Raw genomic sequence first — 12621 nt, 5'->3', positions numbered from 1 at the left:
ATCAGGAATGATTGTATTTGTTTCGGTACTTCGGATTAGATATAAGATGTTTTGACTAATGTTTGATTCTACTCTACTCTAGGTTGAATACTGAGTGTATCAAATGCTTTTCCTTTTACAACTGCTAATTTAGCACTTAAGGAACTTCGGGGATCGCGCCAAATTACATCTAAAGAAGGATAAATGTCACCTTTTGCAAATTGTTCACCGAATAATACAAGTTTATTTTTCGAAGAATCTAAATTACCGGGTATCTCTGTATTTAATTTCATGCGGCCTTCTCTTGGAGTATTTGCCACTGTAGATAAATTTTCACTATTAATAGCTTCAGTTTCTTGTCCTGAATCCATTGAGTTTCTATATATATTTGGTATTGCAAATCCTAATAAAAATTCCCCTTCATCAGTCTGATCAAAAGTTATAGTTTGTATTAAAGTAGCATCTTTCATTAAATTTTGATCCCAGCATCCTGTTATTAACAATAAACATATACTAATCATAAAAAACCTTTTGATTTTCATACATTATAATCTCCATGTCTTTTATTAGGAAGGAAAAATGAAAGCAAAAATAAACATAATGGTATGACCACAATAAAGCTAAAATGTGCAGGTTCCATAAGCTTATTAAATTTTTCAAGGTCAGTTTCATTGTCGGGAAGAAGAGCAATAATAAAAATAATCCCGGCAGTGTATGGAAGGAATGCAGCATGATTGGCACGTTCAAAAAGGTATTTAAGGCCATGTGAAGAAAGAAAAGCCAGGTAGCAATAGATGTAGCAACAGATATGATCCAGATAGATAAGAAAAATAAATCGATTCGTTCGATGATTTGAAAGGAATAGGCTTTGATCATATACAATAAAGGCTGTGGAGTAAGATATAGATCTTGCCTAGTTTCGAAAAAGACCAGACTAGCAAACACCAGATATGTATAAAATAGAGTTACGAAAAGATGGGCAGATGAAATCGCAATTAGTTTACGGGTATCAGATGCTTTTACATAAGGGTAGAGAAAAAGCATAAACTCAAACCCTAACATCGAAAATGTTGCTTCTTTAGAACCCTTTATCATATTTGATATGCCGGATTGACCAATTGGCAATAGATATAGAAAATTAGCATCTTTTAGCGAATATGTAATTAGACCAAATAGAATAATTAACATTGGAGTAACGAGGACATAAAAACGAGCCATGCTTCGTAAATTATCTTTCACAAGATATACGCAAACCCCTAACATTAATAAAATTAATATCCAGTTTGGCGTCCTTTGTAAAATCCATATATCGATGATTTGACTAAAACGGGATAAAACTAAACTGCCTGTAACAACAAAGTACAGGATGTAACATAAAATGATGGCCTTTCCTAGCCTTTTCCCTAGTACATGAGGGATGATTTCATAAATTGTTAAAGTTGGAAATCTTCTGCAAAGCCCCCATAAGACCAAAATAATGGCTTGGACGATTAGTCCTGCAATTAAAGTAGATATCCACCCATCATTCTTAGAAATTAACGAGACATCATGAGGTAATGATAAAATTCAAAAGCTGTGTTTTTGAAATACTACTTTCTTTTGTTATCATTGGATTTCCATCCCCTTGAAAGTTTTTGTTGTTTAATGTGTGTAGGATGTGAATCTAACGGTCGTGTATTCAATTTCCAAATTGGAAGACGCAAAAAAGTATCCTTGATGTCTTTTATTCTAAGTGGAGCAAGTGGAGCAAAGTAGGGTGTACCAAATGACTCTAACTTGCATAAATGAGCTAAAAGCACAATAAAACCAAAGACTATTCCAACGAATCCAAACGAGGCAGCCAGAAACATAAACGGATAACGTAACAATCGAACTGCGTCGCTCATTCCGTGTGATGGAACACAAAAAGAAGAAATAGCAGTTAAGGCAACAACGACAATCATTGTAGTCGAGATAAGCCCTGCTTGAACGATGGCGTCCCCAATAACAAGGCCTCCAACTATCCCAATTGTTTGGCCAATTCTTGAGGGAAGACGTATTCCAGCTTCGCGAATCAACTCAATGGTTAATTCCATCAGTAATGCTTCGATTAATGGAGGAAAAGGAATTTTATTAATTGAACTTCCGACAGGGTTTACAAGTTCGTCAGGCAGCACTTCAAAGTGAAATGCAATAACAGCAATATAAAAAGCTGGCAATAGAATCGAGATCAAAAAACTTGCATGTCGAATTGAACGGATAAACGTACCAATCATCCATCGAGAATTATAATCGTCAGGTGATTGATAAAAAGCAAAAAATGTAACCGGCAAAAGTAAAGCAGTTGGGTTTCCATCCATCAAGACAGCAACTCTGCCTTCATTTAAATGTCCAATTACACGATCTACTCTTTCAGTATTTAATAATTGAGGAAAAGGTGATATTGTAGAATCTTCTATTAATTCCTCCAAGAATCCAATATTTAAAACGTTATCCATCGAAATGGATTTTATTCTGCGTTCAAATTCATAGATTACTTCTTCATTTGCAAGATTATTTAAATACACAAGTGCTATTTTTGATTTAACTTGTATTCCGACTGGGAAATATTTCATGCTCAGATTAGGACTTTTCATTGTTTTTCTAAGTAAATGAAGGTTCGTTAAAAGGTTTTCAATAAATCCATCATGAGAACCCTGAACAATCTTTTCGTTTTCTGGTTCTGTAACAGAACGGTCCTTAGACATAGAGACATCAACCAAAAAAAGCTTTTCATAACCATCTAAACTCAAAACACAAGAGCCTTTTAAAAGTGCATCCTCGACCTGATTGAAAACTGTTGAAGCCTGAAAATTAGTATTAAGCATCTTTTGAATTGTTTCTGAATTCGATAGTAAACAAGGCTTCAAAGCGTCTCTTTGTATTTTTTCCTTATCTACCATAGTTTCGAGATAAATAAGTACACCTCGTACTGTTTCCGTTTTGAATTCCTTTACAACTAAATCTTCTGTGTTAGAAAAGATTTGTTTTATTGTGGAGATATTTTCATTAACTTTAGAGAAAACTTCTTTAGAGGGTTGAGGTACTTGCTTTGAAGGAAGATAGTCATTATTTACCTTGTTATATTTTAATAAATGTTTAATGAACTTCATTAAAGTTAAGCTCCTATATTTATTTATAGGATATTTTCTCCAATAATTATTAATGTATGTACCAAATAATAATATTGAATGAATAATCTAATTAAATATTATAAGGGCCTATTTTTATTAATTTTTACTCAAGGTAATAGCATTATTTGATTAAACTTTATTTTACAGATACAAATAAAACCCCTTGGCCATCAAGGGGTTTTATTTTTGTATAAGAGATCGCTTGCAAGTGTGTTAAACTTTTTGCACCACAACCTCTTTAATTAATTTTTCGGGGGACAACCTGGAGTAATTTTAAATAATTAGAATAAAATGTATCCTTCCGTCAAAAAGATTGTTTTTAAACCATTTAACTTTAAGATCCATTTCGGGAAATCTTTATTTACATAGAATTAAAACTCAATTCTAATTTTTTGCGCTTCGCTAATTTTTTTCTGGTCTTTATCAAATACATCACTTGTTGTTATTTCAATCCACTTAATGTCCTTTACTTCTTTATGATCTGACTCATTGTGCCCCTCTTTATGCGCATGATTACCTGTTGCATTTACAATAAAACCAAGGTTTCCAAACTTTGTACCGTTGCCTTCAATTTCACCGTTTAATTCTTCAAGGTAAATATCTTTCTGCCAATCAAAAGTTTCGCCTGTATTCGTTTCTAGTAATGCGATTGGTGCGAAATTCACTTTCTCTGAAGATTTATTTTTAATCTCAACGAAAACTTTAACAAAATCAAACTCCTCATCATGTGTTAATACATGAAAATAATCGATCATACCATAATCAGGTCTTAAGTGAATCAATTTCATCTCTCTTATTGTTAATTCGATCGATCCCATTTCATACGTTTTATTAACATTTTTAATCGCTTTTAAAGTGGCTTCCCCTTTTTGGTCTGTAAATGTTTGACCAACCTTTTGCAATGAACGGTCATCCGTTACTTGAGGATTAGGCTGATACTCGTCCATTTTGCTCTCACTTTGCTCCTGATTCTTTTGCTGTTTCGTTTCATCGTTTTTTTCGTTGGCGTTATTATCTGTTTGGTTTTCGTTCCCTGTATTTTTTTCATTGTTTTCAGGACTGGCATTTGATGAACAGCCAACAAGCAGCAAGATTAAAAAAAATATAGAAAGCGTCTTTTTCATGATGATTCCTCCGTATCATTCTATATTCAAAAAAAGTTCCCGTTGCTTGTACTATAGCAACGGGATACTTTTAGCTTGCCCATTTATTTCTTACTTATCTTGAATTTTAATATCGTAATCTAAGACATCAAAAACATTTTTTGCAATTTCAGTGTTGTCGATTTGTCCAGCAAATTTTTCACTTGATGGGCCGAATGCATACACAGGAACATCTTCACCTGTATGTCCGCCTGTTGTCCAACCAGTGTGAGACCGCTTATTGAAAATGTTCTCAATCGCATTATCGATATCAAGAACTTTCTTTGTTTTAGCTGCATCTTCAACTGATTGAATTTCTTTTTCTGTCAATGCTAGAATATTTTGATCAATATACTTTTTCAATGTTGCTTCAACTCCTGCGCCGTCAGCAATTTCTTGCGCCATGAAGTCAGGTGTACGCTTCGCAGCTTTGATTGGTTCGCTGAACCAGTTGTAAATACCGTCCGCACCAATCGAGTATCCGCCAGTTGAGTGGTCAGCTGTTGCTACAACTAATGTATGCTTGTCTTTTTTTGCAAACTCAATTGCTGCTTTATATGCTTGTTCAAAGTCATCCATCTCACTCATAGCGCCAACAATATCATTGTCATGTCCTGCCCAGTCAACCTGGCTTCCTTCTACCATTAGGAAGAACCCGTCTTTATCTTTGTTTAATTTTGAAAGAGCAGTGTTTGTCATTTCTTTTAATGAAGGAACTTCTTCTGTACGGTCAATTTTCTTTGGAAGTCCGCCATCAGCGAATAAACCAAGCACTTTGCCATTTTTATCTTTTAACATGTCTTCACGGTTTTCCACATAGCTGTATCCAGCTTTTTTGAATTCTTCTGTTAGATTGCGGTCTTTACGTTCGAAGTTGCTCTTACCGCCACCAAGAAGAACGTCAATTTTATGTTGGCCATTCACCATTTCATCAAAATAATCATCAGCAATTGAGTTCATGTTTTTACGGCTGTGATCATGTGATCCGAAAGAAGCGGGTGTTGCATGTGTAATTTCAGAAGTTGCAACAAGACCTGTTGCTTTTCCTTTTTCTCTAGCAGCTTCAAGAACCGTTTTTGCTTCTGAACCATCATTGTCAACTGCAATCGCGCTGTTATAAGTTTTAATACCTGCAGACATGGCAGTTGCTGCAGAAGCAGAGTCCGTTACATTTTGTTCAGGGTCTTCCGGATAAGTTGTTTGTTGACCAACAAGGTATTGATCAAAAGTCGTTGATTCTACAACTTTTGTTGATGGATCGTCTTTTAAATAGCGATGAGCAGAAGTATAAGAAACTCCCATGCCATCACCGATTAAAACAATGACGTTTTTGATTTCCCCATTATTCTTTGCTTTCTTATTCACAGAATCCTCTGCGCTTACATGCGAGAAACCACCAATTAAACCACTAAAGGCAACTGTCGAAAGAACAGCTACTGGTAATAACTTTTTCTTTAACGTCTTTTTGAACAATGTTGTTACCTCCAAATGTTGTCGTATCCTTACAAGGAGAATTATAGGGGGAGTATATTAATGTAATTTTAATTGGTTGTAAATTAAACGTTAAAAATACCAATATTTATTTTTACAAATAAGAAATAACCTCAATATTAACAAATAAGGATTATTATTCATGTAAATTTTTTGTAAACATTATTAGGAGGAAACTGATTTAATTCTAGGAATGTTAGAGTTTCGTATAAGAGGGAAACCATTGAAGATTTAAATCGATTTGGTGAAATTTCTATAATTAATGTCGATTCAAATGTGCGCCATAAAGGTGTTGTCCGGAGTTAATGGATTTTACCGAGAATTTAGCACCAAACATAAATATATAGATACATGGTTAGCTAGTGGAATAGGACTTAAAAATGAAGCACATCAATGTTATAAAGAATTGGGTTATGAAATAACAGGATTCCGTTTTGTGAACCTTTTCTAATAAACGCTACTAAGTTTTTACACCATACAACTGTTTTATCATTAAAGTTTCCTTAATAAACTATCGGGGCAGGATAGTTCATCAAGCATATTGTATTCGAACTATGCAATAAATACTAAACCATGAATAGAAAAATGATATTTAAATCTAATTATTTGGTTTTATGGTAAAATTATGTAAAAGAAATGGAGCAATTCCTTATAAAAAAAGAACATTGAAAATCAATATGAGAATGATGAGTATCAAGATGAAAACGAGGATAGTCATTTTATGCAAAGTATAGCTGTGTGATTCATATGGAACAAAAAGCAACCACCCATACAATATTAATAGAAAGAGAGGAATGCCTTATGAAAATTCGTAGTCAAATTACATTTGCAAGTCTTGCCCTTTTAATGGCTGGAAGTTCTCTGTTATACACAACACCAACCTCAATTATAAAAGCAGAGCCCACTCAAAATGTATCTAGTTCGTTACAAACAAGCACTCAACGAGGTCATAATTCCGTCAAGCAAGCAATGCGGGATACATTGCAACTTGGATTCCCAGGGATACTTGCTAAAACTTCCGAGGATGGAAAAACGTGGGGTTATGCCGCAGGGGTAGCGGATCTGAGAACCAAGAAACCAATGAAAACAGAATTTCGCTTTCGCATTGGCAGCGTGACGAAGACGTTCACCGCAACGGTTGTACTTCAATTAGCTGGAGAGAACCGCTTGAGTCTAGACGACTCCATCGAAAAATGGTTGCCTGGTGTCATTCAAGGAAACGGATATAATGATAAACAGATTACCATCCGGCAGATATTGAACCATACAAGTGGTATCGCTGAATACTCAAGGTCAAAAGACGCTAATTTTATGGATACAAAAAAATCGTATACGGCTGAAGAACTAGTGAAGATGGGGATTTCGCTGCCCCCAGACTTTGACCCTGGAAAGGGCTGGTCCTATTCAAACACAGGATACGTATTACTGGGTATTCTTATTGAAAAAGTAACCGGAAACAGCTACGCGGAAGAGATTGAAAATCGGATTATTGAACCGCTTGAATTGTCGGAGACATTCCTACCTGGAAATTCAAGCGTTATTCCAGGCACCAAGCACGCTCGGGGATATTCCCAACCAGACGAAGCAAGTGAGATAAAAGACGTTACCTATTATAACCCAAGTGCAGGTAGCTCGGCTGGAGATATGATTTCTACTGCTGACGACTTAAATAAATTCTTCTCTTCCTTGCTTGGTGGCAAATTACTGAAGGAACAGCAACTAAAGCAAATGCTTACTACAGTTCCTACAGGAAGAGCAGGAATTGATGGATATGGTCTTGGAATATTTGAAACCAAGCTTCCAAACGGTGTCTCGATATGGGGACACACAGGTGGCATTCTAGGGTTTTCTACTATTGCTGGAGGTACACTTGGAGGCAAGCATACGATGGTCGTCAGTTTGAACAGTTTGGGTAGGGATAACAGTCCTAATCCTTTTAAAAATATTTTACTTGCTGAATTTAGCAAGTAGGCAAAAATAAAAATACACCTCATCAACCATAGTGGTAAGCTTTGTTATTGACCTAACGGTTGCGTTAACTGAAGATCAGAGCTGTCTTTTAAGGCAGCTCTTTTCTTATGGCACTAACGGGGCAGGTTAGTTGCATAACGGTTCTGGAAAATATAGGTTAGTAAAGTTATACTCTTAAACATAAACTGAATTCATCGGAGGATTAATATGGAATTATTTGTTGGAATAGCTCTTATACTTATTGTATTTTTCTCTTCAAGTATTATTGAAAAAAGATTAAAGAATATAGAAAAACAAAACAATCGTGTAATAGAAATTTTAGAAGAAATTAGAGATAAGAAATAAACGTTCTTTAACTAACAGTTTTCTCTTATGGGACTAAAGGGGCAGGTTAGTGGTAGTAGAAGGTAATCAGGTGTTAATTAGAGAAAAAGGTAGTAATAAATATAAAATTAAATACTTGAGGAGAAAAGGATGGCTCATAATGGGATAGTTTTAGTAGTTAGTGTATCAATATTCAGAGATGATGAAGTCTTAATAATTAGAGAAAATAAACCAACTGCTATTGATAAGTGGAACTTTCCAAGTGGACGCATTGAATATGGTGAAGACATTCTCTATTCAGCTCGTAGGGAGGTAAAAGAGGAAACAGGCTTTGATGTAAAACTTAATGGTACAACGGGTGTATATAATTTTATCAGTAGTACAAACAATCAAGTTATTCTATTTCATTTTACTGGTGAGGTTAATGGTGGTTCATTAAATCTTGAAGAAGATGAAATTTTAGACAGTAGATGGATTAAGGTGAATGACCTTGTGAAATTTGATAATGAAGAACTACGTGAACCCAGGGTACTAAAGCAAATAATAGATAACTTATTAAAAGAGAAGGTACATTCAATTAGTATTTATAATGAACAACTAAGTAAATAATTCATATTAAGCTAACAGTCCTTTACTTCATTACCAGGAGCTGATCATCAGCTCCTTTTCTTATGGCACTAACGGGGCAGTTTAGTTTAATAACAATTGAATAAACCAGTATGAAATCCTTACTTCTATGCAGGAAGTAAGGGTTTTTTTGTTGAATGATTAAATTAGAATATTATGGAACATCTATATAATTGAGTAGGAGAGATTAAAATGTCTTTTAAGAAGGTTAAAAAAGAATTTAAGCTTGTTGGATTAAAAGGTAGTGGGGAGTTTGTTAACTTTGGTAATGAAGTCCCATTGCTTGCAAAGCAACTTTTAAGTCGCTCAAACGAAATCCTAAATTCAAAGGAAACTGAAATTGCATTATTTGAACCTAAAAAGAATGAGGAACATAGGATAGGTCATTATTATGTAGGGCTAGTCGTAAGTGAGAAATTAAATGAAGTACCATCAGGAATGGATTATATTGAAACGGTTAAAAGTTACGTAACAACAAGAGGAAATATTTCGAATTTGGGAGTACTTCATTTGAATTTATTGAATTGGGCAGAAGAACAAGATTATCAGAGAGATCTTGATTCTTATATAATAGAGACCTATCACCCTATGGTGGAAGGAGGAGAAGAGGTACAGATTTACTTACCAATTCAAGCTTAAAAGTGATAAATCAAAAACTTCTTCAACATAAAGAGAGTTTAGTTGAATAAAGTAGCATTAATAAAAACGGGAAATATGTATAAGGTATAGAAAGAAATAATGAAAGTTATTGAAGGGAGAAAAATAAGATGAGTGAAAAACTAATAAGAGTAGGAACTACTTATATCCCAGTCACCAATGTTGAACTTTCTACTGAATGGTATGTAATTAATTTAGGTGCTGAGTTAAGTTATATGGATGATGATAAAGCTATTCTTAACCTTGCAAATCAGAGCATCTTCTTAGTTAAATCAAATATGGGCCAAACCTCAAATTTCTATGATGTTTATGGTCAAGAACATTTCTTGATGACATTTGAAGTTAATGGATTAAGTGCATTAGAATCGTTACATAATGAATTTGTTAATAAAGAAATGAGAGTTGGAGAAATTGAAGATAGGGGACACTCAGGAAGGAACTTTGTTTTCTTCGATCTAGATGGAAACAAATTCGATGTTTGGAGTGAATTAAGTCCAAGTTTCAAAGACAAATCTTAATTGACCAATAAAAATATCTTGGCGGAATAATCAAAAAAGATTATTGCATTTTTTTCTTTTTATGGTGGTATTCCTATATTAATGGAAGTGAATTTAAAAGATAATTCTTTGAAACATTTCACTTAAGCTAACGGTTTTTTTTTTTAGGGTTGCTGCGGTAGCCTTTTTTCTTATGGCACTAACGGGGCAGCATTCCTGTAATAACTGAAAATGAGGTTTGAACGAAAAAAGACCTCTTGATAAGATGAATGTGTCCTGAGCTGGCCAGCTAAAAAGGACAAAAACATCTATCGGAGGCCTCACAATGAATTATAACCAAAATCATAAAATCACTCAAATTACTTCTGAAACCTTAATTGTCGGAGTTGACATCGCCAAACACAATCATGTCGCAAGAGCACAAGATTTTAGAGGGTTGGAACTGGGGAAAACGTGTTTCTTTGAAAATACGAAAGCAGGATTTCATTCGTTTCTAGATTGGATTACCCAACTTGTTAAAGGGTGTAAGTTAAATCAAGTGATTGTAGGCATGGAGCCAACCGGTCATTATTGGTTAAATCTAGCTCATCTTCTAAAAGAGAATAATATTAAGTTCGTATCTGTCAATCCACTACATGTTAAACGAAGTAAAGAATTAGACGATAATTCACCTACAAAGAATGATGTAAAGATGCAAAGGTCATCGCACAGTTAGTCAAGGACGGAAGATACGCCGAACCAACAATTCCATAAGGAATTTATGCAGAACTCCGAGTGGCAAAAAAACTTCGTGATCTTCTCAACGTTGACTTACAGGTCGTTCAGGGACAAGTTCATAACTGGCTTGATCGTTACTTTCCCGAATTTTTGACGGTGTTCAAAAGTTGGGAAGGCAAGGCAGCTATTCATTTTCTAAAGCTAGAAGCCTTGCCATATGAACTTGTTAAGTATACGGATGAAGAACTCTTACTTTCCTTAAGACAAGTGGTAAAACGCAGTATAGGCTTAAAGAAGATACGAGCACTTAAAGAAGCAGCCAATCGTTCGATTGGTATTCTTCAAGGGGCAGCTATGGCGAAATTAGAGTTGAGAGCTTTATTAGAGAAGTATGATTTTATTCAAATGAAATTCAAAGAATTAGACTATCAATTAGATCAGTTATTAGACCATATCCCAGGTGTCACACAAATGTTAGAGGTGTCAGGGATTGGTCGAGATACTGTAGCAGGGTTTTTCGCAGAGGTCGGCGACCTCAGAGACTATCAACATCCTCGCCAAATCGTAAAATTAGCAGGTTTAAGTTTAAAAGAAAACACATCAGGAAAGCACAAAGGTCAGACCAAGATTACCAAACGGGGACGAAAGAAATTGAGGGCCCTCTTATTCCGGGCAGCCATGATACTGGTGGCAAAGAACAAGGCTTTTAAAGCTCTTCATCTATATTACACAACACGTGCTCAGAATCCATTAAAAAAATGCAATCTCTGATAGCCTTGTGTAACAAGCTTATTCGAATTCTGTTTTTAATCGGTAAAAAACAATTTACGTTTCAAGAAGACAAGATGTTAAAGGATATCCCTCATATGGCAACATTTGTAGCACATGAAACAGTCGCATAGTTCATCGGATTTTTATGGTTACACGGTCATTTAATTAACACTCATTTAAAAGTGAAGCACGGATTAGTCGGCAAAGCAACTAACGTGAGGACTTAGATCCTGTGGGGCAGCGTGACCGACATCCACCTCATGGAAAGGTTGAACGAAGGAATGTAGGAGCATCGACTCTGTGAGATATGGGAGGGTTGACCTCCATGAGACATGTGGATATCCTAAAGTGCGATCATAACATTGCTTAAACCAATTTTTTCCTATGATTGGCTAGTTTAGCATACACTTTTTTCGATAAATCCCTATCCTAGAGGAGTAATGCCGAGCTTACATAGATAACGGTTAATGATATGACTATGAAATCCTAAGAATTTTAAAGCAATCGTGAGATTGTGTTTAGTTTATTGAGGGAGGTTAGTGGAATGAAAAATTTTCAAACGAAACCAAAATGAAAACCTTTAAATGGTAAAATTGAAAAAAATTCATTTTTATCATTAAGGAGGATATAATTTGAAGGAAATTTTTACTGTATTATTTTTAATGATGGTTTTAACAGCTTGTGGATCTAACAGCACTAACAAGGATTTTAATTCGGATACCACTAATTTGGAAACCACTAAAAAAGATACTAATTCGGAGGAAATGACTGAACATAATTATCAATTTACAGGAGAAAGCGAACATTGGGAAGCTGTATATTTTTATGAAGGAACTGAATTATGGGGAGAGAAAAACGAACAAACCACTCATTCTAGCAAAGATAGCTATGAACTTGTATTAAAATATAAGGGGGCTTTGAAAGAATTATCTTCCATGAAAAACCTGGAATACACTTATGAAATAACCACTTCAAGCGGAACTAAAACTGAGGCATACAAAGAACCACCTAGTGAAAAAGTATTTACAATTAGAGGTGGATCAGAAAATGGAGCAATAATAGGTGAAGGCGAAGTTATAAAAGTAAATGTAAAATGGGATGGTTCTGAAGAGTCATTTCAATTGCATAATAAGGCTAAGTGATTTTGTTGAACTAACGGGTGCATTACCAGGAGCTGTTCAGCAGCTCCTTTTCTTATTCAACAAACGAGTTGTTTGATTGAGTGCCGGCTCATGTTATAATGAATAACTTACGAAAATTACTATTTTTGAACGGATGCCTAGAAAAGCCTCC

Annotated in this window: 11 protein-coding genes and 1 pseudogene; 7 read left to right on the top strand and 5 right to left on the bottom strand. The window is 34.9% G+C overall.

Annotated elements, in window-relative coordinates; genetic code table 11:
- Positions 1-68 precede the first annotated feature (68 nt).
- From MHB45_RS20120 to MHB45_RS20100, 5 genes are all read right to left on the bottom strand, one after another.
- Complete coding sequence (locus tag MHB45_RS20120) at positions 69-521, bottom strand: Ger(x)C family spore germination protein (protein ID WP_340908063.1); 453 nt, start codon at positions 519-521, stop codon at positions 69-71.
- Positions 493-1545 (bottom strand): GerAB/ArcD/ProY family transporter, encoded by a 1053-nt coding sequence (locus MHB45_RS20115; RefSeq protein ID WP_340908163.1) that lies wholly within the window; start codon positions 1543-1545, stop codon positions 493-495. Before MHB45_RS20115 ends, MHB45_RS20120 begins: the two co-directional genes overlap by 29 nt.
- A gap of 23 nt (positions 1546-1568) precedes the next feature.
- Complete coding sequence (locus MHB45_RS20110) at positions 1569-3110, bottom strand: spore germination protein (RefSeq protein WP_048678137.1); 1542 nt, start codon at positions 3108-3110, stop codon at positions 1569-1571.
- Positions 3111-3502: 392 nt separating this feature from the next.
- A complete protein-coding gene (locus tag MHB45_RS20105) occupies positions 3503-4255 on the bottom strand; it encodes a hypothetical protein (RefSeq protein WP_048678134.1) in 753 nt (250 codons plus the stop codon).
- Positions 4256-4345: 90 nt separating this feature from the next.
- The gene (locus MHB45_RS20100; RefSeq protein WP_048678132.1) at positions 4346-5746 is read right to left on the bottom strand and encodes an alkaline phosphatase; all 1401 of its coding nucleotides are present in this window, start codon (positions 5744-5746) and stop codon (positions 4346-4348) included.
- A gap of 819 nt (positions 5747-6565) precedes the next feature.
- Between MHB45_RS20100 and MHB45_RS20095 the strand changes: the two genes are divergently transcribed.
- From MHB45_RS20095 to MHB45_RS20065, 7 genes and pseudogenes are all read left to right on the top strand, one after another.
- The gene (locus MHB45_RS20095) at positions 6566-7735 is read left to right on the top strand and encodes a serine hydrolase domain-containing protein (protein WP_072273608.1); all 1170 of its coding nucleotides are present in this window, start codon (positions 6566-6568) and stop codon (positions 7733-7735) included.
- 207 nt (positions 7736-7942) lie between these two features.
- A complete protein-coding gene (locus tag MHB45_RS20090; RefSeq protein WP_167555975.1) occupies positions 7943-8080 on the top strand; it encodes a hypothetical protein in 138 nt (45 codons plus the stop codon).
- 129 nt (positions 8081-8209) lie between these two features.
- Entirely contained in the window at positions 8210-8668 is a 459-nt protein-coding gene (locus MHB45_RS20085) for an NUDIX hydrolase (RefSeq protein ID WP_048678128.1), read from the top strand.
- 210 nt (positions 8669-8878) lie between these two features.
- Positions 8879-9325 (top strand): GyrI-like domain-containing protein, encoded by a 447-nt coding sequence (locus MHB45_RS20080; RefSeq protein WP_072273606.1) that lies wholly within the window; start codon positions 8879-8881, stop codon positions 9323-9325.
- Positions 9326-9453: 128 nt separating this feature from the next.
- Positions 9454-9861 (top strand): VOC family protein, encoded by a 408-nt coding sequence (locus MHB45_RS20075; protein ID WP_048678123.1) that lies wholly within the window; start codon positions 9454-9456, stop codon positions 9859-9861.
- A gap of 304 nt (positions 9862-10165) precedes the next feature.
- Positions 10166-11459 (top strand): annotated as a pseudogene (locus MHB45_RS20070) (IS110 family transposase).
- A 501-nt stretch (positions 11460-11960) separates the two neighbouring features.
- The gene (locus MHB45_RS20065) at positions 11961-12470 is read left to right on the top strand and encodes a hypothetical protein (RefSeq protein ID WP_081088724.1); all 510 of its coding nucleotides are present in this window, start codon (positions 11961-11963) and stop codon (positions 12468-12470) included.
- The last annotated feature ends 151 nt before the right edge of the window (positions 12471-12621 follow it).

This window comes from Peribacillus sp. FSL K6-5616 (genome assembly GCF_038008245.1).
Classification (GTDB): domain Bacteria; phylum Bacillota; class Bacilli; order Bacillales; family DSM-1321; genus Peribacillus; species Peribacillus frigoritolerans.
Note: the sequence above shows the minus strand (reverse complement) of the source record. Positions and strands in the feature narration are given on the sequence as shown.

Excerpts from the sequence above, each read along its gene's own strand:
- MHB45_RS20120 (WP_340908063.1), bottom strand. The coding sequence starts at position 521 with ATGAAAATCAAAAGGTTTTTTATGATTAGTATATGTTTATTGTTAATA.
- MHB45_RS20110 (WP_048678137.1), bottom strand. The coding sequence starts at position 3,110 with ATGAAGTTCATTAAACATTTATTAAAATATAACAAGGTAAATAATGAC.
- MHB45_RS20105 (WP_048678134.1), bottom strand. The coding sequence starts at position 4,255 with ATGAAAAAGACGCTTTCTATATTTTTTTTAATCTTGCTGCTTGTTGGC.
- MHB45_RS20095 (WP_072273608.1), top strand. The coding sequence starts at position 6,566 with ATGAAAATTCGTAGTCAAATTACATTTGCAAGTCTTGCCCTTTTAATG.
- MHB45_RS20090 (WP_167555975.1), top strand. The coding sequence starts at position 7,943 with ATGGAATTATTTGTTGGAATAGCTCTTATACTTATTGTATTTTTCTCT.
- MHB45_RS20085 (WP_048678128.1), top strand. The coding sequence starts at position 8,210 with ATGGCTCATAATGGGATAGTTTTAGTAGTTAGTGTATCAATATTCAGA.
- MHB45_RS20080 (WP_072273606.1), top strand. The coding sequence starts at position 8,879 with ATGTCTTTTAAGAAGGTTAAAAAAGAATTTAAGCTTGTTGGATTAAAA.
- MHB45_RS20075 (WP_048678123.1), top strand. The coding sequence starts at position 9,454 with ATGAGTGAAAAACTAATAAGAGTAGGAACTACTTATATCCCAGTCACC.